The organism is Bradyrhizobium murdochi (assembly GCF_000472965.1).
GTDB lineage: Bacteria > Pseudomonadota > Alphaproteobacteria > Rhizobiales > Xanthobacteraceae > Bradyrhizobium > Bradyrhizobium murdochi.
In genome coordinates this window covers 1-25,158 of the sequence record NZ_AXAU01000031.1, presented here as the reverse complement: position 1 = coordinate 25,158, position 25,158 = coordinate 1, and the positions used below count along the sequence as shown (strand labels likewise).

The window sequence follows — 25,158 nt, the reverse complement described above, 5'->3', positions numbered from 1 at the left end:
ACTAAGCGGCGTTAGCGAGTTTGTGCGACATCGACAGGATGGCGTGCATGGTCTCCGTCGGTTGCAGCGTCGGATGCAGATGCGTGCCTTCCAGTCTTATTACCGGCCATCCGCGGCGCTGCGCTTCCAACGTTGCGTGATCGTAAATGGGCGAGCATTGAATGAACCCAGCCGGAACGTGGTCCCAGTCGGCGAGTTCGATCGTGTCGTCGAACCAATCGACCGACAGCTTTGGTAGTCCACGCTCGAACTCCGCGAAGGCGCTCGGGTCGCTCGCCAGGAGGTCCAGGCCAACGAGGAATGTGCGCTTGATATCGCCCGCGAACCATCGTGACCAGATCGGAAGCGATCCGTCGCTGGCTGCGATGCTTGTTATAAAATCCCGCAGAGCGGCCCGGACGGGCGAGGCAGCGCCTCGCGATGGCGGCACCTCTCCGTCAACGATCACAACGCCACGGCAGGGTAACCTGCATGCTAGATCTGCGACCAGCACACTTGCAGAGCTATGACCGACCAATATCGGTTCGTGGCACGAGGTGATGCGCTGGAGCAGGTGGGACGTCCAATCACGCCAAGCCGGCGGCGGCCGATTGTCGAGTACATCTGGTATCTGGACATCGTGTCCTGACTTCCGCAACTGCTCTGCTGTAGGCTCCCAGCTCGACGCCCGAACCAATGGACCGGGTACAAGAACGAAATTGAGGCTCATACGAATTCCGCAACCAATATGAACTACGCTATGATACGGCCCAGCGTTGCGAGGACACAAGTTGGAAAGGCCAACCGAATGTCTATTGCTCGGCCGATTGCCGTCGTTGTGCAATCAGAAACAGCGGAAGCGAGGCCATCTGGACCATGACTGCAAACACGACCAAGCCGATGCGCGATTGCTGGTAAAGGATACCGGCCACAATGCTGCCGGCGAGCCAACCGCCCCCATATCCCGTGTAAAACAGCCCGAACGCAAGATTTCGTCGCCCCTCGGGCAAGATACCGGCGACAACCGCTTTCAGCAGCATGTCCTGAATGACCTGACCGACGCCCCATAGCGCCATCCCGAACAGCACGAGATAAAATCCACCGAGAAAGACGAATGGCGAGAACAGTGAGGTCACGAATGTGGCGGCCAGGAGCACTGGCAGGCCGAAGCGGTCGTAGAGTTTGCCCAATGCCAGCGTGACCACGACTGCAATACCCGTTCCAAATGCCAGGAAGAGCGGCACTCCGGTCTTGCCGACCAGGCCGCTGGTGGAGAGGTGATACGCGATCAGCTCAAAACTCATGAGACCAGCGGCGAAACAAGCGCTGGCGGACATGTACAGCCAATAGGCCGAAGTGAATCCTCTGGCCTGCGCTTCCCGCTGCTGCTCGAGGTCCGATGGGGCGGGAAACTGGATCCGCGCAAACGTCAGAGCAGCCAGCGCCAACAGCGCCGGGATCAAGAGCAGCGCATATCCGGTTCGATCATCTCCTTGCAGGAAAAACACCAGGGCGATCACGATCGGACCGAGCGTCCGTCCTGCGCTATCCAGCGCGCCATGCACTGCGTAGACCCACCCGCGGCCGTGTTGCTTCGTCGCGTACGACAGCATCGCCTCGATGATTGGCTTCCGGATGCCTCGCCCGATGCCCTGCAGAAGAATGAGTGTGAAGGCCAGCGGCCAATATCCGGCTAGCGCCATTGCGGGTACCGCAAGGAGGTTGAGAGCGTAACCGATGGCGACAATGAGCCAGTATTTCTCGGTCTTGTCGGCCAGATAGCCGGATATGCCGCGTATCGAGTACTGCACGGCCTCGCTGGCGCCTCCAGCAATACTGACGATCACAGCCCCCGCTTCGAGCGAGCCGAGGAAAGGACCGTTCATGCTTGCCCCGCCGGAGTACGTCGTGTCGCCAAAGAAATCGACGACCCCCATCAAGAGCACGAAGGCAAAGGCGGGCGACAGCGAGCCAAGCAGGCGAGACCCGGACACGGCATTCACCTCCGAATAGTCCAGGCCGGTGCCCGCGTATCGAGCAGATCCTTCCAACTCATCGCGGCGTGAACTGATTGAGATCGTGGATGCCCATCTGTTGTTCCAGTTGAGCAACCCGCGCCGCCATCTTCTCGAAACCGTCCGCTCCGAACAGTGCGTGCTCCTTCTTCTCGAACGCCTCGGCCATCGCGTCGTATTCGTTCGACGAGACCACGTCTTTCAGCTTCGGGAAAAGATCGGTGTCCTCGCGTGCGGCGTGCGGGCGATACATCGTGATGAAGGACTGTATCGATGCAATGAGTTGCTTGCGGTCGTCGGCATTGGCGCGGCTGGACGGCGCCAGCCTGATGATCGTCTGCGTAACGCTCCGGCCCGCCTCGTGCTGCCGCAGCAGGGAATCGACCAGGTTGACCAGCTTCCCGGCTTCCCTGAAGCGCGGGAAAACATATTCCTCTTCGGACTTCTCATGATAGTTATTGATGAAGTCCCGGATGATCTCGGCCGATTGCGTGATCAGGGCCGGATCGAAATCCTCGTTTGAAGAGAACTTCCGGATCCCGGCTTCGTACAGCAGAAGCACCCGATCCAGCACCCCATGCTCCCGCATCAAATCCTCGGGAGGCGTGACCTCCTCTTTCTTGCCCGTTACGATCTTCTTCAGCTTCTCGCCGACACCCTTCTCTTCCGCCGGTGCGCGTCCCGTGAGCACGGCAGGAGCCGCCAGTGCCGCGGCCACGGCGCTTCCATACAGAAGCAAATCGCGCTTCCTTGGCATGATGGTTTTCATCACGGCCTCCTTGGCAACAGCCGCTGGTGACCGGCAGACCTTCTGTCAGCCACCGCCGCGGATACTGGTCAGCGCCAAGCGCCTTCGTTCGTAGTCCTTGAATGCCTTTTCCAGAGCGCCGACGACTCCGGCGGAGTTCGCGAACATCGAGGGACCGTCCGGGAGCTTGCGCGTTAACGACCGGCGGCACGTCGCGTTCCAAATACGAAATTCGATAAAACAGACTTGCAGTTCAAAGATCTGCTTACCGGGTTCATCAGACTGCACATTCTGCATCACGCGCCGGAGCATGAGATCTACGGTCAATGGATCATCGATGAACTCGCCCGTTGAGTAGCGGGTAAAGTGTGCCGGGACTGAGCGCGCACCCGGTTGAACCATTTCCGACTCGGGAGACGCCGAGGGTCATGGGCGCTTGCTAATTGTCCGTGCTGGCAAACGCGGTTTCGAGGACGTCGCCTATCGGCTGCCACGTGCGGCCGTCGAACTGAACGAGCCGCATGTGCTTGATGGGGCGGAAATTCCAGGGACCGGTGCTGATCTTGATGCCGGGCAGCAGAACGGAGCCCTGATAATCCTTCAGCGCCGCGGCCTGCTTCATGACGTTCTCGCGCGATAGATCATCGCCGCACTGCCTGAGCACCTGCGCCAGAGTCTCGGCGGCTGCGTAGCCGAACATGGCGGCGCTTTCGTCATGGCCGCCGGCGCGACGATAGTTTTCCAGGAACGACTGCCAGTCGGCGCCAGACTGTTCGTCCTTCCAGGCCGGATCGTTGGCGTCCTTCAGATAGGCAGCGGTAGTCACGCCCACCGCGTTCTCGAGACCTGCGGGTTTCAGCCCTGTCCCGATTGAGGAGGCCATCTGATTCATGATGAACACGGGACGCCAGTCGAGGCTCGCCGCCAGGCGGATGACTTTTGCGGCGTTTTCGGGTACGCCCGCGAACACGAGAATTTCGGCGCCCGATCGCTTCAGGATCGATACATGCGTATCCAGGTGTTCATCCCTGAGATCATAGGCGATACCGACCCTGATCATCCGCGCGACGGGACCGAGGCCGTCCTCCATCCCCTTGATGACCTCCCTGCCGAAATGATCGTTCTGCCAGAGAACGACGATCCGCTTGCCCGGATAGAACGCCTGAATGTAGTTGGCATAGATGCGTCCCTCCTCCCGGAACGAGGGCTGCCAGCCCATGGTCCATGGAAACAGCGAGGGATCGCTGAGATGATCGTCGCCGGAAGCAACGAACAGTTGGGGAATTTGCCGTTCATTGAGATATTTGCGGACCGCAAAATTGCCCGGCGTTCCGAACGAGCCGAACATCAGAAGCACGTTGTCTTCCTCGACGAGCTTGCGCGTCAGGCTAAGGGCGGAAGCAGGATCGGATTTGTCGTCGTAGGAGATGAACCGCACCTTGCGGCCGTTGATGCCACCGCGCGCGTTGAGCATCTCGAAATAAGCTGCTTCGGCCTTACCGATCGCCCCGAAAATCTCGAGGCTCCCGCTATAGGGCATGAGATTGCCGATGCGGATTTCGTCATCGGTCACCCCCTCCTGCCGCAGCCGCTCGGACATTGCGCCCAGCGAGGCAACAGCTACAACGATCGCCAGCAGGGTCCGGAGGAGCGTGTTCATGGCAGGAACTCCACCTGAGACAGAGCGTCAGATTTTAGTCTGCTGAATGAATCGCTTGATCTAAATCAATGACCAGCCAATTCCCGGTGGGGGACCGGCTGATCGGACATCTTATGAGGCTCCGCGAGGGTCGCAATCGCCAGAAGCGGTTATTTCGATCAATTGCCTGCGAACAAAGCGGTGACAGGAACAACGTGTTACTGCTCGGCAAAAAGCCGTTGCTTGAGTTGAATCACGTAGGCCATTCCGGGTTCCAAGGGTCAGTTCGCGCATCTCGCGCGCAGCTTGACGTGTTGGCGAAGTGCCCAGGCGGTCCTTGGTTTGAGATCTATCGCTTGCAGAGGATGGCAGAAGTCTATTGCGACAAGCCATCTCGCCGCACCCCGACATGATCGAGAAAGCCGGGCTTGTCCTGACGCATGGAGCGGGGTGCACACACCTTCGACAATGCGCCTCTACGGATTGCAGCCGATGCCTGGCTCAACAATCAACGCTTCAAAGCGGACGTTCGCGCTTCAGCGATCATATCCGCCTTGGGCCAAAACCAGAAAGCCTGACCCGCCCAGCACCATCTCCGCTCAGCCCCCAAGGCCGATGTGGATTGGACCCAGCTTCCACATCACTTCAGTAAACTTAGCCCAACCTGCCGGAATCAGTAAGGTCCAGCTGAATGTCACGCGCACGCATCAGGTCCTTAGTATCAGCGCCTTCATCGAACCAGCGATAGATCGGTCCAATCAGATCTCGTGCCGCATCAACTCTCTCTTGCGTTCGCCAAAGCTCGGCCAAGGTGGTCGCTGCTCGCAATTCCAATGACTTGGCGCTTTGACGACGCGCCACCTCAATTGCCTGCCGCAAGTCTGCTTCAGCTTCGCCGGCTCTTGCTGGATCGAGTGCCAGAAGAATTCGTGCTTTTTGATGATGCAATTCAGCTTGCCATGACCGGCCCGTCTGATCACTCGTATTGGCTAATATTTGCCCGACAATCGACAACGCGGTTTCATGATCGCCGGACTGAGCATGCGCATCAGCCAACCAGCTATTCATCATGGGCAGCATGTAGCCGACGCCTTTCCTGCGCGCCTCCTCGAGTCCCAGCTTGATTTGGGCCTGAGCCTCCGCAATTTGGCCGAGGCCGGCAAGTGCACGGCCTCGAGAAATCTGCGACAGAAGGATGTACAGCGAGAACCGTTGCTCCCATGACATTTCGAGACTTTGTTCAGCGCTGGCAAGCGCGCGATCAGGCTCGCCGCGGAGGAGATGCACGACGGAGGTCATGTAATGGGCGAAAGCAATAGTATACGGCTGCCCGAGCTCTCGGGCCAAGGCAAGAGCTTCCGATACGCGAGATAGCGCTTGATCCGGATAGCCCAGAAACCACAAATCCCAAGATAGAATGAGCAGTGAGGCCGCCTGGGGTTCCACCAGGTAGAGGCTGTATAGCCGTTGGCCTTTTTGCTTCGAAAGGGCAATGGACTCCTCGAAGTGCTGCTTCGATGACTGGAACTCACCGATCGTGAATAGTGTGCTTCCCATGACTCGATGAGCCATCATCAACGGAACGGAATCGGTGGATGCCTGTGATCTCGACAGAAACTCATTGGCCATGCTCAGCGCTTCATCGTTCTTGCCAGCCATCCACCGATTTCCCCACTCACCGAATAGCGCTTGGAAATACTCAGGATGGCTGTCCAGTTTGAGACATAGGGTACGAGCCCGCGCGAACGCTTCGCGCGTTTCTTCGGCTGGATATCCTCGAACAGCAATGAGCGGGATGCCCAGCGCTAACTGAATCTCAATCTCCTGCTTGTCGCGCGCGGGCGAGTCCGGCAAAGCGCTCAAGGCCTCCAGAGCTTTCCGATAATGAGAAATTGCTTCGACATTGGCGGAATAGGCGAGCGCGTGCTGCCCGGACTTGAACCACCAACGCACCGCCAACGCGTTGTTTCCTCCTTCACTATAGTGATAGGCCAGTATCTCGGGTCGATTTTCAACGAACTCGCCAAATTGATCCGCCAAAATCGCCGCAATCTCCCCATGGATCTGTCGTCTCGAGCTCCTAAGCAGCGAGTTGTAGATTGCGTCACGCAACAAGGCATGTTTGAAAGCGAAACGGATGAAAGGCGAAATGCCGACCCGATAAATGATGCCAGCCTCTTCGAGCCGCAAGAGGGATTGGTGCAACTCGCCTTCGTTAATCCGAAGCGCCACTGATAAGAGATCATAAGAAAACTCACGCCCGATCACCGCGGCGATTTGCGCCAGTCTGCGTCCCTGCGGAACACGATCGAGCCGCTCCATCAGCGCATCATGCAGTGTCTCCGGAACACTTGGCACAAGTGGCGGTGCCGCCGTTCGCTCAACATCTCCTTCTACAGGTCGGCTTTGCGTCGGCGCGCTCAGGATGCTGCTTGTCAGTTCTTCGATAAACAGCGGTACGCCGTCGGATTTTTCGATAACTTGATCGAGAGTCTCTTGGGGAATGGTTTGGCCCCTCAAAATATCCCGGATCATCCCCGTCACCTCGCTGCGCGACAATCGAGTGAGGGAGTGCATAGCGACGTTCGAATGAGTGGACCACGTGGGTCGGAACTCGGGCCGGTGGGAGACAATAAGCAAGACGCGCGCGTGGTCGATCTGGTTTATGATCAGCTCAAGCAACTCGAGGCTTGTGGGATCTATCCAGTGCACATCCTCGAAAATGCACAGCGTCGGGCGCTGGGCGGAGAAAGCCAGGATCATGTCGACAAGCTTGCTCACCGTCCTATTCTTGATTTGTTGCGGCGTAAGCTCCGACAGCTCGTGGTGGTTTTGAATCGGAATTGACAACAGATTGGCGATCAGCAGCGCTGTCTCAATGGAATCATCGCCGGAATTGGCGAGGTAGACTTTAAGTTTGGCAAGTTTCTCCGTATCTGAGTCGCCAGCCGTTAGTTTGGCGGCCTGTTCAATGCGCTCAATGACTGGAAAGAACGCGCTCTGATTATGATAGGGCGAACATTGATGCTGCAGCACAAAGCATGGTTCGTGCTGGATGTTCGACTTTAGCTCGTGGATGAGGCGTGATTTTCCAACTCCCGGGATACCCGAAACCAAAACGACTTGCCCGTCACCCTCTTTGGCTTTCTTCCATTTATCGAGCAGTAGGTTCAATTCGGTTGAACGCCCGGCGAGTGGCGTAAGGGAGCCTCCATGCGCCGCCTCGAAGCGGCTTGCGGTATGCATCGCGCCTAGGACGCGGTACACGTGAAGAGGTCTGGTTACGCCCTTGAGCTCCTGGGGGCCAAGGTCTTGGAGGTCGAAGGCTGCCGACACGAGACGTTTCGTCGACTCCGAGATGACTAGAGTGTTGGGCGTGGCAAGTGCCTGCAAACGCGCGGCAATATTCGGCGTCTCCCCAACCGCATCCATCCAATCCCTCGTCGTTGCAGTACCACTACCCGCGATTTCGCCAACGACGACCGGGCCCGAGCTGATGCCCACCCGCGCAGCCAGCGTGACTGGTCCCGGGATATTCGTGATTGCGGAGAGCATTTCCAGCGCAGCGTGTACCGCACGAACAGGGTCGTCCTCATGCGCACGGGGATAGCCGAAAAACGCCATCACACCATCGCCGAGGTACCTAGCTACATGACCTTCATAGCGCCTGATCGCCGCCGTGCATGCGCTCCGATAGAGGTCAATAAGTGTCTGAAGGTCCTCTGGGTCCAATTTCCCTGAAAGCTGCGTCGACCCCACCAGGTCACAGAACAACACTGTAATCTGACGGCGTTCTGCTTCGCGATGCTCCGACGGAGGGAGCGCCTCCATAACAGGCTGCGCAGCGGCCGTTATTGTGCTCGCCTGGCGCGCTGCCGCCAATGTTTCGATGGCCCTGAGCAGCGTCTTGCGGTGACCTAAAGAGACCCCGAGGTTCTTGAGGTCATTCTCCGTCAAATCCGGCAATACGGCGCAATCAATATTGTTTTCAATGAAGGTTTGGGCGTACCGACCCAGACCGTGCTGGTCCAACCACTCGGCTATGTCTGTGGTTGCTCTCGTCACGGCAAATGCCCCTAGCTGTTCAAGTAGTTCGCGCTACAAAACGAGACCAGTTGCAACGCACAACATATCATAACTTGCCGCTCCCGAAACGACGCGAAAGCGTGTTCCGAAGTTCGGGGCGGCCGGTACTCCAATACATTGAGCTAACCGAGTTGACGTCTCGGAAAATGCCCGGCCGTTTCGCGTTGAATGGCCAGCAGCCACGTTATGCTCCCGATCCGAGTTCCGGTTCTGCCGGGCATGCAAACGATCCGCTGCTCACCTCCCGCTCGGTGCTGCGCGATCGAAGAGGCGCTGAACGAAAGAAAGCACTAGGGCGGACTCAGCCTTGTTTTTGACATCTTGCAACCCGAAGGTGTTCCTGTCGTTGCGCTGATCTGATCAGTATAGAGAGGCGTCATGCCCCTACTGGAAGCAGACGACACTAATGGAGGAAGCCGCAGCCATGCTGAGATGGCGGCTGCCAAGCTTGCTTCGTATTCCCCGTCGAACTGTACCCTACCGCAAAGCCAAAACAGCCGGCCGGTCGCTGCGACGATGACGGCGGCCGATACCAAACCATAGACTGTGATTAACGATTTCGTGCAAATGAGTGGCGCTGTAGCGCCGGACGACAAGATGCCGAACTGATTTCAGCAGGGAGGGATTGATCATGGCCTCGCAGAGCAAATCGCAATCGAATTCCGGCTTCAATCGGCGCTTCTTCCTGGCAGGAGCCGCCGCCGGCGGCGCAATGCTTCCGGTAGCAGCGCGCGCAGTCCCGAAAAAACGCGGGATTTACGCGGACCCGGGTTTAACGGATAAGGTAGCTGATTTTTCGTACCAAAATGATGTCCTCGCACAATTGATCGTCGACATTTGGACAAGTCCCAGCCCCCATCCCCTGATCACGCCTACAGGGCCCGGAACGCAGCCGTTGGACTACCTAACGCGCTCGGGTGCGGCAAAAGCAGCTCTCGCGGCTCGGGGCATCTATTTGGCGTCCCCCATCGTGATTACGGAAGAGGAGTACGAAGACGGTTTCAGTTTGGCCAGCGCAAGCCTATCGCCAGCTAACGGAGTCGTCCTTGTGGTGCCGAGATACGCACGTGCGACGGCTGGGCAACCTCTGCTTGAGACGGCCAAGATGCTGATGGCCGTTACGCCGAACGGGATCTAGCGCGGTTGCGACGTCTGAGGCGAGGCGGTGTGTCTATAAGTTGAAGCGAGTTCGGCCCGCATAGCAAAACGCATCCTCCAAGTAACGAGCGCGGGCGAGCGATCGAAAAACGGGAGGTTTCGAATGGCACGATCCGTAACTGAGTGGGTCAACGTCACGGGCGATATTTCGATTATCGCTCGCGAGTCGGGAGAGGTTTGGTTTCATACGCTTAACGTTGCGAAAGAAGGCATAGATCCATTCGCGGCGCCGATGATGGGCGCAGGGGCGGTGGGCAGCACGGTCGGGCTGCTCGACGGCGCGATCAATCTCGGGTTTGCCGGAATTGAAAGGCGCCTCGCGCGGCCGGAGCCGACACTTGTCGGCTATGCCGTCGCGTTGGTCGGCGCCTATCACACGTCGGTCGATACGCCTCGAAATCTCCGACACGCTGCTGGGCGATTCGAGGAACTGGGTAGGCCGGAGGTCGCGGCCTATCTTGAAGAGCGCGCGCGCGAGGAGACCGGTCACGACCGGCTCGCGCTCAAGGATCTGCGCGCGCTGGGTCTTCCTGCTGAGCGCCTCGTCGCCAACTACATCCCAGAGGGGATCAAGCCGCTCTGCAAGCGCTTCGATGACCTCTGCGTCGAGGACTATCCGATCGGCTGCATCGGCTATTCGTACTGCCTGGAGCGCATCGCCGCCCTCAAGCAGAAAGCCGATATCGAGAAAGTGGAGGCGCTGCTCGCGGATGGCATCGATGCGACCCGCTTCCTCAGAAGCCACAGCTCACTTGGAAGCGAGGCCGCGCACGTCGAAGAGACGATCGAGTTCGTTGCGTCACTTCCTGCAAACGACCGTATCAGGGTCGTTCAGGAGACATATGAATCTGCAAAGATCATGGCGGAGGGATATAATCACGAGCTTCTCAAATCCGAGGCGGAGATGCTCGAAGAGCTTCAGCAGGCCGTCGGTGAGGCGCTCCCGTATCGTCACGGTTCATCTCCTTCGCGAGATGAAGCGCGCGGCGCTCGGACCGACATGAGCGGAACGATGCCTTGACACCCTCAATCGTCAGGGTCATCGAGTTGACGGCAGCAGGTGTCGCCTCTCAGTGATCGGTTACGCCAACGAACTGATCGAGTGACATGCGGAATGTCCGCTATTGTGCCGCGTAAGCACGGTCTGCCGCCAGCCGCGTCGCGTCACCGAAAAGGGGATCAACTCGCCGTTATCTTGCCGTCCTACCCACCGCTGAGCGAAGACGCGCCGGAAATCCAACTCATCGCGCCGTGTCCATGAGTTGGCGATCGCTCCGGATCATTCGCAACCAAATTGGACCTTCAGCCGATGTCCGGCCTGTCTTCCTAGCGATAGCTCAAATCGCGTATCGGCAGCTTCGGGCCAGCAGCTTTGGTTCCGGCACGCCTGCACCGCCCCTATACAATTGCGGCATGACAGAAGTAGCCAGATGAGAATGCCGATCCCGGCCGTTTTGCTCTAAGCCAATCCGCAAGCGCCTCGCATCGGCTCAGGCGAGCTTGATGTCCCAGAGGCCCTCTTCGCGGCAGGCAATCAGTTCGTCGCGAAGCAGCTCGCTCACGAGCGTGATCGCAGTCGAGCCGGGATGATCGATGGGAGAGGCAAGCGTCAGTTCGCGTATCGGCGACGGTTTTGCTATCGCCGCGGTTTCCAGCCGGCCGCCGCCGACTTCCTGGCGCACCGAGGACGGCGGCAGCAGCGTGTACCCAAGCCCTTCCTCGACAAGGCTGGTCAGCACACGGAAGGAATCGGCTTCCAGCTTGACGTCGAGCTTGATTTTCTTCTTCGCCGCCGCCTGCTCGATCAACGCGCGGAGCCCGTGCGAATGACTGGGCAGCACGAGGCGCTGCCGCAGCAGCCAGCCGATATCGACCTGCTTCCTCTCGGACAGCCCGCTGCCGCGCGGTCCGACAGCGACGATGGGATCGCGGCCCAGGCTTTGCACGGAAAGATGCAGGTCGCTCGAGGGTCCGTAGATCAGCGCCAGGTCCATCTCGCCGCGGTGCAGCCATTCCGTCAGATGGCCGCTGTAGCTTTCGACGATGCAGAGCGAGATGCCCGGGTATTTGTCGACGGTGCGCCGGGCGAGCCGCGCCGAAATCACGTAGCTCACGGTCGGCACCAGCCCGAGCACCACCCGGCCCGAGGGCGGGCCGCCGGCGGATTGGATCTCGTCGCGCACCTGATCGATCTGCCGGACGATGCCGGCGGTGCGCGCCAGCAGCAGCCGGCCGGCGTCGGTCAGCACCATGCCGCGGCCGTTCCGCGTGAACAGCTCGGCCCGCAATTCATGTTCGAGCAGCTTGATCTGGCGGCTCAGCGCCGGCTGCGCCACCCTCAGCGTATCGGAGGCCTTGCTGAGGCTGCCGAGCTCCGCCACGCAACTGAAGGTCCTGAGCTGCCGGATATCCATTGCTTGCCAATCTTCGAAGGCAGGTTCATACGCTATAACAATTCAGCATAGGTGCCCAGCCGCCGTTTCACAACGTTCCGCGCCCTTAAGCAATTGACATCAACCCGCATCCATCGCCAGAAAACCCAATGACCGCACAAGAACAGCAAGACGAATTCCACGACATCCGCGACGCCGTCGCAAAACTCTGCGCCCAGTTCCCCGGCGAATATTGGCGCAAGCTCGACCGCCAGATGGCGTATCCGAAGGAGTTCGTCGATGCGCTGACCGAGGCCGGCTATCTCTCGGTGCTGATCCCCGAGGAGTATGGCGGCTCCGGGCTGAAGCTGTCGGCCGCGGCCGCGATCCTGGAAGAGATCCAGCGCGCGGGCTGCAACGGCGGCGGCTGCCACGCCCAGATGTACACGATGGGCACCGTGCTGCGGCACGGCAACGACGCGCAGAAGGCGAAATACCTGCCCGGCATCGCCAGCGGCAAATTGCGGCTGCAGGCGTTCGGCGTCACCGAGCCGACCAGCGGCACCGACACCTCCTCGCTGAAGACCGTCGCTAGGCGCGACGGCGACCACTACATCGTCAACGGCCAGAAGATCTGGACCAGCCGCGCCGAGCATTCCGATCTGATGATCCTGCTCGCGCGCACCACGCCGAAGGAGCAGGCGAAGAAGCGCACGGATGGTCTTTCCGTGTTCATCGTCGACATGCGCGAGGTGAAGGGCAAGGGGCTGGAGATCCGCCCGATCCGCACCATGATGAACCACGCCACGACCGAAGTCTTCTTCACGGATATGCGCGTGCCCGCCGAAAACCTGATCGGCGACGAGGGCAAGGGCTTTCGCTACATCCTCTCCGGCATGAACGCCGAGCGCATTTTGATCGCGGCCGAATGCATCGGCGACGCCAAATGGTTCATTGCAAAAGCCACCGCCTATGCCAAGGAGCGCGCCGTGTTCGGCCGCCCGATCGGGCAGAACCAAGGCATCCAGTTCCCGATCGCAAAAGCCTACGCCGCGATGCGTGCGGCGGAGCTGATGGTGAAGGAAGCCACCCGTAAATACGAGGCCGGGCTCGACTGCGGCGCGGAAGCCAACATGGCCAAGATGCTGGCGGCGGATGCGTCGTGGGAGGCGGCGAACGCCTGCGTGCAGACCCATGGCGGCTTCGGCTTTGCGGAAGAATACGACGTCGAGCGCAAGTTCCGCGAAACGCGGCTCTATCAAGTCGCGCCGATCTCGACCAATCTGATCCTGTCCTACGTCGCTGAGCACGTGCTCGGCATGCCCCGCTCCTACTGAGAACGTCAGATGCTGCCATTGGAAGGATTGATCGTCGTCTCCGTCGAACAGGCGGTTGCAGCTCCGTTCTGCAGCTCCAGGCTCGCGGATGCCGGCGCGCATGTCGTCAAGGTCGAGCGCCCCGAGGGCGATTTTGCCCGCGGTTATGACGCCGCCGCCAAGGGCCAGAGCAGCTATTTCGTCTGGCTCAACCGCGGCAAGAATTCGCAAGTGATCGACCTCGCCACCAAAGAGGGCCGCGCTGAACTCGAAGAGCTGATTGCAAGCGCCGACGTGCTGCTGCAGAACCTCAAGCCCGGCTCGATGGACAAGCTCGGCTTCTCGCTGGATCGCCTGAAGAAGGACTATCCCGCGCTGATCTGCTGCACCATCTCCGGCTATGGCGACGAAGGCCCCTACGCCGACCGCAAGGCCTACGATCTCTTGATCCAGGCAGAGAGCGGACTGGCCTCGATCACCGGCGGCCCCGAAGGCCCGTCGCGCGTCGGCATCTCCGTCGTCGATATCGCGACCGGCGCCACCGCGCATGCCGCGATCCTCGAGGCGCTGATCGCGCGGGGCCGCACCGGCAAGGGCGCCGATATCCGGATCTCGATGTTCGACGTGATGGCCGACTGGATGGCGGTGCCGCTGATCAATTCGGAAGCCGGCAATCCGCCGAAGCGGATGGCGCTGGCCCATCCCTCGATCGCGCCCTACGGCGTGTTCAATTCCAGGGACGGCAAGGGCATCTTGATCTCGATCCAGAGCGAGCGCGAGTGGAAGAAGCTCTGCGCGGAAGTCCTCGATCAGCCCGACCTGCCCAATGATCCGCGCTTTGCCAACATGGTCGAGCGCGTGCGCAACCGCCAGCTCACCGATAAAGTCGTCGCCGACAGCTTTGCTTCGATGACGCGCGTCGAACTCTTAAAGCGCCTCGACGCCGCGGACATCGCCTTCGCCGAGGTCAACAGCATGGCCGACCTCTCGGTGCATCCGCATCTGCGCCGCATCGAGGTCGACACGCCGAACGGCAAGGTGAGTTACGCCGCCCCCGCCGCGATCTTCGTCGGCGAGCCCAGGCACTATGGCGCCGTGCCCGCCATCGGCGACCACGTCGAACTCCCCAAAGCTCCCCGTATCAGGAGCCGCCAGTCATGACGGACGCTCTCAACCTCGATCATTTGCGCCAATGGATCGGCCGCAGCACGGAAGCGTCAGACATCGTCACCGCGCAACTCGTAAAGGGCCTGCGCGCGACGCTATTTCAAGACATCGGCGACCCCAAGCCGGGCGATGCCGCGCCATGGACCACGCATTGGTGCCTGGCGCAGCCGGTGTTTCCGATGTCGCAGCTCGGTCCCGACGGCCACCCGGCCCGCGGCGGCTTCCTGCCGCCGGTGCCGCTGCCGCGCCGGATGTGGGCCGGCGGCGAAATCGAATTCCTCCAGCCCTTGCGCGTCGGCGATGAATCGACGCGCACATCGCGCATCTCAGATGTGACGATGAAGACGGGCTCGACGGGCGTGCTATGCTTCGTTTCCGTCGAACACACCATCACGACGCCACGCGGGGTTGCCATCCGCGAACGGCAGGACATCGTCTATCGCGACATGGGAAGCGCTGCCCCCGCCTCACCGCCGAAAGCCCCTCCGCCGCCGCCGGTCGCACGGCATCGCGAAACCCATGTCAGCGATCCCGTGCTGCTGTTTCGCTATTCGGCGCTGACCTTCAACGGCCACCGCATTCATTACGATCGCGACTACGTCACCAAGGTCGAGGGCTATCCGGGCCTGATCTTCCACGGCCCGTTGCAGGCCGCCCTGCTCGTCGAGTTCGCAGCTAAGCTGCACGGCGACTCGGCGCCGAAGAAGTTCAGCTATCGCGGCGTGCAGCCGCTGTTCGAAGGCAGCGAGTTCTCGATCAACGCCAATGAAACCCACGCCGGCATGGAGCTGTGGGTCGCGAACGCGGAGGGACAGCCGACGATGAAGGGCACGGCTGTGTGGTAGTAGCTTGAACGTCATTCCGGGGCGATGCGAAAGCATCGAACCCGGAATCTCGAGATTCCGGGTCTGGTGCTAGCGCACCATCCCGGAATGACGGGATCACCTCAGGGAATCAAAGATGTCGTCTCGCAAACCAGCCAAAGCCGCTGCCCTCACCGTCAAGGACGCCACCTTCGGCCTGCTGCGCGCGTTCGGCATCAAGCGCGTGTTCGGCAATCCCGGCTCCACCGAGCTGCCCTTCCTCAGCGACTGGCCAGACGACATCGATTACGTGCTCGGCCTGCAGGAGGCTTCCGTCGTCGGCATGGCCGATGGTTATGCGCAGGCAACCCGCAATGCCGGCTTCGTCAATCTGCATTCCGGCGCCGGCGTCGGCAACGCGCTCGGCAATATCTACACCGCGCACCGCAACCAGACGCCGCTGGTCATCACCGCAGGCCAGCAGGCACGCTCGATCCTGCCGCTGCAGGCTTTCCTCTATGCCGAGCGCGCCTCGGAATTTCCGCGGCCCTATGTTAAATACAGCGTCGAGCCGGCCCGCGCCGAAGATGTGCCGGCCGCGATCGCGCGCGCCTATTACGTCGCGATGCAACCGCCCTGCGGACCGACCTTCGTCTCGATCCCGATCGACGACTGGACACGCCCGACCCAACCGGTCGAGGCCCGCCACGTCAGCCGCGAACTCGGCCCCGATCCGCAAGCGATGAGAGCGCTGGTCGCAGCACTCGCAGCCAGCAAGCGCCCCGCCTTCGTCGTCGGCCCGGCCGTCGACCGCGCCGAGGCCGTCGATCTCATGGTCAAGGTGGTGGAGAAGGCGAAGGCTGCCGCCTGGGTCAGCCCGTTCTCGGCGCGCTGCTCCTTTCCGGAACGTCATCCGCAATTTGCGGGCTTCCTGCACGCCTCGCCGGGACAGCTATCGGACGCGCTGCGCGAGCATGACCTCGTGGTCGTGATCGGCGCGCCGGTGTTCACCTTCCATGTCGAGGGCCATGCCCCGATCTTCGACGGCGCCACCACAATCTTCCAGATCACCGACGATACGGATGCCGCCGCGGTCACGCCGTCGGGCGCCAGCATCATCGCGACCATGAAGCCGGCGCTTTCGATGTTGCTCGAGTTGCTGCCGGAAACAACGCGCGCAATGCCGGCGGGCCGCGTGTTGCCGCCGGCGCCGGCGGTGGCCGATCCGCTCCCGGTCGAATTCCTGCTGTATCAACTCTCGCAAGCCATGCCCGACAATGCAGCACTGGTGGAGGAAGCGCCCTCGCACCGCCCGGCGATGCAAAAGTTCATGCCGATGCGCGGCCAGGACAGTTTTTACACCATGGCGAGCGGCGGTCTCGGCTACAGCCTGCCTGCCGCCGTCGGCATCGCGCTCGGACGCCCCGGCGTCCGCACCGTCTGCCTGATCGGCGATGGCTCGGCGATGTATTCGATCCAGGCGCTGTGGACCGCGGCGCAGCGCAGGTTGCCGCTCACTGTCGTTGTCATCAACAACGCCGGCTACGGCGCGATGCGCTCGTTCAGCCAGGTGATGCAGGTGCGCAATGTGCCGGGGCTCGAGCTGCCTGGCATCGATTTCGTAAAGCTCGCGGAAGGCATGGGCTGCCACGCCGTGCGGGTGACGAAATCATCCGAACTCGCGGACGCGCTCAAGCACGGCCTCTCTTGTGACGGCGTCAGCCTGATCGAAGTGATGGTCGATTCCGCGGTCCCCCTGCTCTACGCGCAGAAGGGGTGAGCGAAGCTCTCTCCCCGTCATTGCGAGGAGCGAAGCGACGAAGCAATCCACTCTTTCTTCACGCGGTGAGATGGATTGCTTCGCTTCGCTCGCAATGACGGGAGAGGTCCGCCTACTCCTGGCATACCAGCTCATTTCCTATAAGGCTCTCCTATAAGATTCTCTATTGGGCCGCGAATTCCACACGCGACGTTTACTTGACGTTGTTCTACGTTCGCACGAGTGTTCGGCATGGGGCAACCATGGAGTGAACGCCATGAAACAACCAAGCCTCAGAAAAGCTGCCCTCGCGGTCTCCGTCTTCACATGCGCGACCATGCTCTCGTTTGATTGGAGCGAACAAAGGGGCGCTTCGCTATCGATCGAGCGCGCGCAAGCACAGACAGTTGATCCGCTGACCCCGGCGCCGGGCGTTACCCGGCGGCAGGCGCGGCGGGCCGCGGCCGGTGCCGCTGCCGTGGGCGCCGGTGCTGTCGCAGCCGGAGCGACTGCCGCCTACTACGGCAGCGGTCCCTACGCTTACGACCGCGGCAACGGACCCTACGCCTACTACGGCGGCAACAGTCCCAACGCCTATTACGGCGGTCCGGGCGTATGGAGCCAGGACTACGCGGCGCGCAACGGCATAATCTGCCAGCCCGGCACAATGGTCCGTCTGGACGACGGCTTGATGCACAGGTGTCAGTAGCAGAGGAGTAATGCGAAATTCTCTCCTCCGTCATTGCGAGGAGCAACGCGACGAAGCAATCCATGCCTCCGCATGTTGAGCCATGGATTGCTTCGCTTCGCTCGCAATGACGGGGGAGAGGTCCGTGTACCCCTCAGCTCATTTCCCGTAAGCTTCCCGCATCTTGGCCTGGATCTTGGCCATGCCTGCAATCCAGCGGTCGTAATTCTCGGTCTTCTTGCGCATGTAGCCGAGCACCTGCGGGTGCGGCAGGATCACAAAAGTTTCCTCTTCCAGCCCCCTCAGCACGTCCTGCGCCACCTGCTCAGGCGAGAGATCGCCGTCGCCGGATTGCGGGCCCTTCGGGATCGAGCGCAGCATGTTGGTGTCGACGCCCTGCGGGCACAGGATCGAAACCTTGATGTTGTCGGCCTTGTGCGAGATCGCGAGATTCTCGGCAAAGCCGACGGCGGCATGCTTGGTGGTCGAATAGGCCGGGCTGCCGACCTGCGACAATAGTCCCGCCGCCGAGATCGTGTTGAGGAAATAGCCGCCGCCGCGCGCCTTCATGCGCGGGATCAAATGCCGCGCCGCATAGACATGGGCCATCACATGAACGGCCCAGCTTCGCTGCCACGGTTCGTCGGAGTTTCCGCCGGCATTCACCGATAGTGGATCGAAGCCGCCGCCGATGCCGGCATTGGAGCAGAACAGCGCAATCGGGCCGAATTGATGCTCGGTCTCCTCGATGACGTGAAGGACGTCCTTCTCTTTTCCGACATCGCATTTGAAGGCCGCCCCACTGATCGGAGTGGCGACGGCTCGCGCGCCATCGGGATCGATGTCGGCAACAACGACCTTGGCGGCGCCTTCACGATGAAAGGCCTCGCACATCGCCTTGCCGATGCCATTGGCGCCACCGGTGACGACCACGACTTTGCCTGTCACCTGCATGGCCGCTCTCTCCCGTTTGTTATGATCCTACGTCAGGACCACCATATCGAGAATAGCCGTATAATGGCAGGCGGCGCCGAGCAAGACGAAGCCGTGCCAGATCGCGTTCTGGAAGCGCAACCGCTGCCAGGCATGGAAGATCACCCCAAGGCTATAGAGCACGCCGCCCGCCACCAAAAAGCCCAGCGCCAGCGGCGGCACCGCCTTCACCACGGCGTCGTAAAGCGTGACGCCGCTCCAGCCCAAAGCGAGATAGAGGCCGACCGCCAAACGATCGTATCGCCCCGGTAGCGCCAGTTTTAGCACCACACCGGCGATCGCGATGCACCACACCCCGGTCAGCAGCGCGATCGCGAGATAGCTGTCCCGGAGCTCCACGATGAACGGGGTATAGGTCGCGGCGATCAAGAGATAGATCGCCGAATGGTCGAAGCGGCGCAGCACCCATTTGGCGCGCGACACCGGCCAGAGATTATAGACCGCCGACAATGTCAGCATCGCGAGCAGGCCTGTGACGTAGACCGACACCACGGTAATTTCGAACGCACCGGCATATACCGCCGTCAGCACGATGAGGGCGGTGGCGGCGATGAGCCCGAAACAGACGCCGACAATATGCACGACGCCATCGGCGATCAGCTCGGCGCGGTCGTAATTCCAGTGCATGGCGCCAGCCGCCGCATGGATGGATGTCGAGGCGATTTGTTTCAGTCTGAAGATGGTCATGCAGGTCCGCAGTAAGTGGTGAGGGAGCGATTATGATATGGGTTCTTCCGAGGTCAACGAACCGTTCACGCCGCCGGCGCCAAGGCCGTCGCCATGCGCTTTCGCTGACGATGCCAGTATCCCGTCGCCGTGGCATTTTCGTGCAGCCGGTAACCGCCGGATATCCCGAGGGGATTCGCTCGTCAGATGATCACAAGCGCTTGATTTCGGCCTGCCAATCGCCACTTCTCCGGTAATTGCACACCAACGCCTCTCTTGAGTTTTCCGCCCCGCATGGCCCCCAGTTTTTCAGATATCGTCGAGGAAGCGCGCCTGTCGGCGCGGGCGCTGCTGGACTACGGCGACAGCTTTTTCAATCCCACCGTGCGGCTCGGCGTCACCGGCCTGTCGCGCGCCGGCAAGACCGTGTTCATCACGGCGCTGATCCACGGCCTGACCCGCGGCGGCCGGTTTCCGGTGTTCGAACCCTACGCCTCGGGGCGGATCGCGGGCGCCCGGCTCGCGCCGCAGCCGGACGACGCGGTACCGCGCTTCGATTACGAAAACCATGTCCGCACCCTGATCGAGCAACGGCACTGGCCGAACTCGACCACTGACATCTCTGAATTGCGCCTCGTCATCGATTACCAGCGGCAGAATGGCGCGGACCGCACGCTCACCATCGACATTGTCGATTACCCCGGCGAATGGCTGCTCGACCTGCCGCTGCTCAACAGGAGTTTCGAGCAATGGTCGGCCGAGAGTCTTGCGCTGTCGCGCGAAGGCCCGCGCGCAACACTCGCCGCGCCCTGGCACGAGCACCTGAAGACGCTTCATCCCCAGAGCCGCGAGAACGAGCAGGCGACGCTCGCCGCCGCAAAACTGTTCACCGATTATTTGCGCGCCTGCCGCGACGAACGGTTTGCCATGAGCCTGCTGCCGCCCGGACGTTTCCTGATGCCGGGCAACCTCGCGAGCTCGCCGGCACTGACCTTCGCTCCGCTCGATGTGCCCATTGATGGCGCCGCGCCCGACGGTTCGCTGTGGGCGATGATGCGGCGACGCTATGAAGCATATAAGGACGTCGTAGTGCGCCCGTTTTTCCGCGATCATTTTGCGCGGCTCGACCGCCAGATCGTGCTGGTCGATGCGCTCGCGGCCTTCAATGCCGGGCCCGAGGCGCTGCACGATCTTGAAGCTGCGCTTGCCGGCATTCTCGATTGTTTTCGGATCGGCCGCAGCACCATCCTGAGCAGCCTGTTTCGTCCGCGGATCGACCGGATTCTGTTTGCCGCCACCAAGGCCGATCACCTGCACCATTCCAGCCACGACCGGCTGGAGGCCGTGCTGCGGCGCGCGGTCGCCAAGGCGGCCGACCGTGCCGAATATGCCGGCGCTGCGATTGATGTGGTCGCGCTCGCCGCGGTACGCGCCACACGCGAGGCGATGGTTGCGCGCGGCCGGGAGAAGCTGCCGTCGATCCTCGGCACGCCCGCGCCGGGCGAGACCGCCAATGGGGATACGTTCGACGGCGAGACCGAAGTGGCGACCTTTCCGGGTGACCTGCCCGCCGATCCCGAAGAGCTGTTCAAGGGCGGCTTTCGCGGCCTTTCCAGCATGCCGTCCGACAGCGCCGACTTCCGCTTCCTGCGCTTCCGGCCGCCGCTGCTGGAGCGGACCGGCAAGGACGAGCCCGCGCTGCCTCACATCCGCCTCGACCGCGCCCTTCAGTTCCTGATCGGAGACCGACTGCAATGAGCGAGAAAACGCCGCATCGGCGGCCGGCGACGTTCAAGCTCGGCGATCCCGGCGTCATCGTGATAGATCCGGAGGAGACCGGCCGCCCCGCCCGCGGCACGGTGCAGATCACACCAGAGGCGGATCCGGCGCTGCTGCCCGTTCCGCTCGATGCACCGAGGGTCCCGATACGCCGCGGCTTTCGCTGGGGCGCGCTGTTCTGGTCGGCTGTCGGCGGGCTGGTGCTGCTCGGCACAGGGCTCGGCGTCGTCAATTTGATCGAGGACCTGTTCGCGCGTAGCCAGACATTCGGCTATGTCGCGCTGGCATTTGCGGTGGCAGCCGGACTGGCGCTGACCGTCGTCATCGGGCGCGAAGCGTTCGGGCTGGCGCGGCTGGCGGCGATCGAAAAGCTGCACCAGCGCGCCACTGAAGTGCTGCGCAGCGACGACCGCGCCGAGAGCCGGGCCGTCGTCAACGAACTCCTCAAGCTCGCGCATCAAAATCCGCAACTGGCGCGCGCCCGCGCCACGCTTGCCAGCCACGCCGACGACATCATCGACGGCGCCGACATGATCAAGCTGGCCGAGCGCGAATTGATGGCGCCGCTCGATGAAGAGGCGCGCCGGCTGGTTTCAACGGCCGCGCAGCGCGTTTCGGTCGTGACCGCGGTAAGCCCGCGCGCGCTGATCGACGTGCTGTTCGTGTTCGTCGCCGCGATGCGCTTGATCCGTCAACTGGCGCGGCTCTATGGCGGCCGTCCCGGCACGCTCGGCATGATCAGCCTGTTGCGCCAAATCATCGGCCATCTCGCCATCACTGGCGGCATGGCGGTGGGCGATAGCCTGGTGCAGCAGATGCTCGGCCACGGTATCGCGGCAAAACTCTCGCAACGGCTCGGCGAGGGCGTGCTCAACGGCCTGCTGACGGCACGGCTGGGACTAGCCGCAATCGACGTGACGCGTCCGCTGCCGTTCACGGCATTGCCGCGGCCCGCGCTCTCCGATCTCGCGAAGGATTTACTGAGCAAGCGGGACGATGAGGCGTGAGCTCGTAGGGTGGGCAAAGGCGCGATAGCGCCGTGCCCACCATCGATCATCGAGCACGCTTCGTGATGGTGGGCACGCTTGCGCTTTGCCCACCCTACGAACTATCGAGCGGCGCAATTTTCGGAAGTGGTCTGGTCGTGCGTCTTGTTCCTTGACGCTATTTTCGTTGCTGCCACTGGATGAACTTCTCAAGCAGAGCTTGGGATTTTTCGGGCGCTTTAGCCGTTCCAGCGGAGGCGGGTTCGGAAACAGCACGTTCCGGGCTATTGCTTTCTTGTGATTGTTGAAACTGCATGAATCCGTGCAGCAGCTCTTGGGAGTCTTTGGGCGTCGTTTGAGCCGGTGTAGCCAATGCGGGAGTGGAAATGGAAACAGCGAGCTCCGAGGAATCGCGTTCTAACTTTGGAACTACGTTAACAAAGATGAGCGCCACGACCACAGCGACACCGATTGCTGCGGCAACTCCACCCGCAATGGCAAACAGCGCGCGTCGTGGACGGCGTTCGTGAGCGAGTTGCAACTCCAGCGGATGCCGGTTGGATTTGGCGAAGGCTTCCTCACGCATCTCATCAAAACGAGACCGAGAGGAAGTGGGAGGCAAATGGTCCGATCTCGTCTGTGTCGCGTTAGATCGATGGGCCGCTTCACTGCGCACCGCAGGCGGTGCGTAGTACAGGGGATCGTCTGGACTATGGGGGGCGGAATGTTCGTCCGAACGGATGAAACTCATTTGCACTGCTCCTCACGACGCCAAAATTGCTGCTCCGGTGCTTTGGTATGGGCGAGATTGTCGGTATGGGCGAGATTGTCGTCGCGAAATCCTAGCGAGTCAGTTGCGTTGAGTCATCTCTAAATCACTATTGTTCGCCCAACGCCACAAGACGGTTAGGTGAAGGTTCCCCGTCGGCTTTCCAGGCCCTGGGCTTCCGCCCATGCCGGCATAACCGTTCCGATTTTGGTACCTATCGCACCGGCTAGCCTGGCGAGTCCGTGACTAGGGGCAAGCAGGCCCTGATGCTGCGCGCGTCGATGTCCGAGTGTGATCAGAAACTGGATTGTAACGAGAATTGCGATCACCCAGTGCAGCGTGATCGTCGTGCTATCATAGACTTCCGCTGGATTTTCAGGGCGATCGGACACGTCGCTGCTCAACCCGCTTCCAGTGAGGCGTACTTCTTCTCGAAATCCCACACCTCCTGAAAGCCAATCAACGAGCTGAACTCGTTGAAGTCATAGAGCGGCACCCGCACCGGCTTGTCGTCAACCAGCGAACCGTAGACATTGTTCAGCGCATAAGCGGCGGCGAGCAGGCCTGCCGTCGGATAAATCGCCATCCGGTAACCGATTTCCCTAAGTTTATCCTGGCTGAGGATGGGGGTTCGGCCCCCGTGAAGCTGGTTTGAGACCAGCGGCACGTCCAGGGCTGATCCGATCTTTCGCATCTCTGCTTCCGATTCCGGACTCTCGATGAAAATAATATCGGCGCCGGCTTTGGCATACGCTTCGCCACGACGGATCGCTTCGTCGAGCCCGAGCGGCGTGCGGGCATCGGTGCGCGCGATGATCAGAAAGTCTCTTGACGAGCGTGCATCGTTTGCAACCATCAGCTTGTTGATCATTTCCTTGACGGGGATCACGTGCCGGTTCGGCGTGTGACCGCATTTCTTGGGGCTTTGCTGATCTTCGAGCTGGATCGCTGCGGCCCCCGCCTTCTCGTAGCCGCGAACGGTATGATGAACGTTCAGCAGGCCGCCGTAACCGGTATCGCCATCGGCGATCAGCGGCTTGTGCACGGTTTGGGCGATAGCCTGCACGCGATCGAGCATCTGTGAGTAAGTCGCCAGACCGGCATCGGGCAGTCCGAGATAGGACGCCACGGCTCCATAGCCTGTCATGTAAAGCGCGTCGGCCCTGGTGCGATCGGCGAGCTTGGCGGAGACCAAGTCGAAGACCCCGGGACAGGTCACAAACGGCTTTTCCTCGATCAATGTTCTCAGGGTGCGGGAAATCATCGTCATCTCCTGACTGATTTTGAGCCCGCTGCGCGGCAAATCGTGAGCAAATTGATGCTTCGCCGTCCCTTTGTCCGGTCGGGCTTCGTGCTGGAGCCAATTCGGCGCTCCCCAACATGTAGGCGTGAGAGAGCCTCATCTCAAATACAAATTCATTCGCGGGTTCGGCCGATCACGTATGGCTGATGGCACACCAACGCATCTGCACCGACGAGGCCAGCAAGCAGAATGAATTCTTTTATAATCGATTTCATCAGCATCGGGCCCCATCTCAGGGGTGGACAGGGCCTAAGATGGACTACGATCATGAGAACAATTCAGAAAGTTGCGATTGCCTCGACAATCGCTTTCTCCGCACTTGCCTTCTTCCCGATGACGGCTTCCACGGCGCAGGCCGGACCGATTGTGCCGTTGGACCATTATTGCTTGTCTTATGACTATGGTGGCACCGACTGCAGTTTTACAAGCTATGCGCAATGTCAGGCAACTGCATCGGGACTCGCAGCCGAATGCTACGGCAAGACCATTCGTGATGACGAGCACGAACGCCCCTGGGACGCCGGCCACGATCGCTCCCTGCGCTGAACCGGAGGCGAAGTGTTCGCTTTGACCAACCCGACGGGCAAATCACTTCTGATTTTCGGAAATCGTGTCAAGCCCAGGAATCAAAAATATTCTGCTTAACTTCCGGAGCAAATCATCGGCATAACTGCGCCCGTCTCACCCATTGAGGGGCGCTCGCGAACGTCACGAACGTGCGGTGAGATGCGATGGACGCGGAAGGCGCAGCAGACGTGGGCGCCCGACGCGTACGGCGAAGTCGTGTGGTTCGGGCGCCGCGGTGCTGGCGTTAAGTCTGCGGGAATTATCCCGTCGGCGACGGAGGCAAAAGAGCCGTTCTCCGGGAAGAGCACGAAGTAAGCCGTAAAGCCATTGCGCAGGGAAGGCCGGGATGCTCCCGCTGTACCTGT

Annotated in this window: 21 protein-coding genes; 10 read left to right on the top strand and 11 right to left on the bottom strand. The window is 61.0% G+C overall.

Going from position 1 to position 25,158, the window contains the following annotated elements; all coding sequences use genetic code 11:
- Position 1: 1 nt before the first annotated feature.
- The 6 genes from YUO_RS45515 to YUO_RS0134125 form a co-directional block, all read right to left on the bottom strand.
- Positions 2-709: an alpha/beta hydrolase gene (locus YUO_RS45515; protein ID WP_083754838.1), complete on the bottom strand. Its 708-nt coding sequence runs from the start codon at positions 707-709 to the stop codon at positions 2-4.
- An 82-nt stretch (positions 710-791) separates the two neighbouring features.
- Positions 792-2,090, bottom strand: a complete 1,299-nt coding sequence (locus tag YUO_RS0134155; RefSeq protein WP_235782924.1) for an MFS transporter — start codon at positions 2,088-2,090, stop codon at positions 792-794.
- Entirely contained in the window at positions 2,032-2,763 is a 732-nt protein-coding gene (locus YUO_RS0134150) for a hemerythrin domain-containing protein (RefSeq protein ID WP_028351243.1), read from the bottom strand. Before YUO_RS0134150 ends, YUO_RS0134155 begins: the two co-directional genes overlap by 59 nt.
- A 45-nt stretch (positions 2,764-2,808) precedes the next feature.
- A complete protein-coding gene (locus tag YUO_RS49155) occupies positions 2,809-3,144 on the bottom strand; it encodes a hypothetical protein (protein ID WP_156908886.1) in 336 nt (111 codons plus the stop codon).
- A 37-nt stretch (positions 3,145-3,181) separates the two neighbouring features.
- Positions 3,182-4,402, bottom strand: a complete 1,221-nt coding sequence (locus tag YUO_RS0134140) for an ABC transporter substrate-binding protein (protein ID WP_028351241.1) — start codon at positions 4,400-4,402, stop codon at positions 3,182-3,184.
- A 633-nt stretch (positions 4,403-5,035) separates the two neighbouring features.
- Entirely contained in the window at positions 5,036-8,446 is a 3,411-nt protein-coding gene (locus tag YUO_RS0134125) for an AAA family ATPase (RefSeq protein WP_028351239.1), read from the bottom strand.
- A gap of 652 nt (positions 8,447-9,098) precedes the next feature.
- On the opposite strand from YUO_RS0134125, the gene YUO_RS0134120 reads away from it, so the two are divergent.
- Together YUO_RS0134120 and YUO_RS42660 are read left to right on the top strand one after the other, a co-directional pair.
- Positions 9,099-9,605, top strand: a complete 507-nt coding sequence (locus YUO_RS0134120) for a hypothetical protein (RefSeq protein WP_028351238.1) — start codon at positions 9,099-9,101, stop codon at positions 9,603-9,605.
- Positions 9,606-9,728: 123 nt separating this feature from the next.
- Positions 9,729-10,646, top strand: coding sequence for a hypothetical protein (locus YUO_RS42660; RefSeq protein WP_051379791.1), 918 nt, complete (start codon positions 9,729-9,731; stop codon positions 10,644-10,646).
- 469 nt (positions 10,647-11,115) lie between these two features.
- Here YUO_RS42660 and YUO_RS0134110 read toward each other — a convergent pair whose 3' ends face one another.
- Positions 11,116-12,039, bottom strand: a complete 924-nt coding sequence (locus tag YUO_RS0134110; RefSeq protein ID WP_028351237.1) for a LysR family transcriptional regulator — start codon at positions 12,037-12,039, stop codon at positions 11,116-11,118.
- Positions 12,040-12,167: 128 nt separating this feature from the next.
- Between YUO_RS0134110 and YUO_RS0134105 the strand changes: the two genes are divergently transcribed.
- From YUO_RS0134105 to YUO_RS47390, 5 genes are all read left to right on the top strand, one after another.
- On the top strand, positions 12,168-13,334 hold the full coding sequence (locus YUO_RS0134105) for an acyl-CoA dehydrogenase family protein (protein ID WP_028351236.1): 1,167 nt from the start codon (positions 12,168-12,170) through the stop codon (positions 13,332-13,334).
- A gap of 9 nt (positions 13,335-13,343) precedes the next feature.
- On the top strand, positions 13,344-14,474 hold the full coding sequence (locus YUO_RS0134100) for a CaiB/BaiF CoA transferase family protein (RefSeq protein WP_028351235.1): 1,131 nt from the start codon (positions 13,344-13,346) through the stop codon (positions 14,472-14,474).
- Positions 14,471-15,325 carry an HTD2 family dehydratase gene (locus tag YUO_RS0134095; RefSeq protein WP_028351234.1) on the top strand — a complete coding sequence of 285 codons (855 nt, stop codon included), beginning with the start codon at positions 14,471-14,473 and terminating at the stop codon, positions 15,323-15,325. Before YUO_RS0134100 ends, YUO_RS0134095 begins: the two co-directional genes overlap by 4 nt.
- 115 nt (positions 15,326-15,440) lie before the next feature.
- Positions 15,441-17,063: a benzoylformate decarboxylase gene (gene mdlC, locus YUO_RS0134090; RefSeq protein ID WP_028351233.1), complete on the top strand. Its 1,623-nt coding sequence runs from the start codon at positions 15,441-15,443 to the stop codon at positions 17,061-17,063.
- Between the two features lie 256 nt (positions 17,064-17,319).
- Positions 17,320-17,751, top strand: a complete 432-nt coding sequence (locus YUO_RS47390; protein WP_198028152.1) for a hypothetical protein — start codon at positions 17,320-17,322, stop codon at positions 17,749-17,751.
- A gap of 138 nt (positions 17,752-17,889) precedes the next feature.
- Here YUO_RS47390 and YUO_RS0134080 read toward each other — a convergent pair whose 3' ends face one another.
- Entirely contained in the window at positions 17,890-18,684 is a 795-nt protein-coding gene (locus tag YUO_RS0134080; RefSeq protein WP_028351232.1) for an SDR family oxidoreductase, read from the bottom strand.
- A 27-nt stretch (positions 18,685-18,711) separates the two neighbouring features.
- A complete protein-coding gene (gene trhA / locus YUO_RS0134075) occupies positions 18,712-19,410 on the bottom strand; it encodes a PAQR family membrane homeostasis protein TrhA (RefSeq protein WP_028351231.1) in 699 nt (232 codons plus the stop codon).
- A gap of 273 nt (positions 19,411-19,683) precedes the next feature.
- On the opposite strand from trhA, the gene YUO_RS0134070 reads away from it, so the two are divergent.
- Positions 19,684-21,147, top strand: coding sequence for a YcjX family GTP-binding protein (locus YUO_RS0134070; RefSeq protein ID WP_028351230.1), 1,464 nt, complete (start codon positions 19,684-19,686; stop codon positions 21,145-21,147).
- A complete protein-coding gene (locus YUO_RS0134065) occupies positions 21,144-22,175 on the top strand; it encodes a YcjF family protein (RefSeq protein WP_028351229.1) in 1,032 nt (343 codons plus the stop codon). The genes YUO_RS0134070 and YUO_RS0134065 overlap by 4 nt, the downstream gene beginning before the upstream one ends.
- Positions 22,176-22,332: 157 nt before the next feature.
- Here YUO_RS0134065 and YUO_RS0134060 read toward each other — a convergent pair whose 3' ends face one another.
- Together YUO_RS0134060 and YUO_RS0134050 are read right to left on the bottom strand one after the other, a co-directional pair.
- A complete protein-coding gene (locus YUO_RS0134060) occupies positions 22,333-22,905 on the bottom strand; it encodes a hypothetical protein (RefSeq protein ID WP_156908885.1) in 573 nt (190 codons plus the stop codon).
- A 418-nt stretch (positions 22,906-23,323) separates the two neighbouring features.
- Positions 23,324-24,193, bottom strand: coding sequence for an isocitrate lyase/PEP mutase family protein (locus tag YUO_RS0134050; protein ID WP_028351226.1), 870 nt, complete (start codon positions 24,191-24,193; stop codon positions 23,324-23,326).
- Between the two features lie 300 nt (positions 24,194-24,493).
- On the opposite strand from YUO_RS0134050, the gene YUO_RS42650 reads away from it, so the two are divergent.
- On the top strand, positions 24,494-24,772 hold the full coding sequence (locus YUO_RS42650) for a DUF3551 domain-containing protein (RefSeq protein ID WP_035728233.1): 279 nt from the start codon (positions 24,494-24,496) through the stop codon (positions 24,770-24,772).
- Positions 24,773-25,158 lie beyond the last annotated feature (386 nt).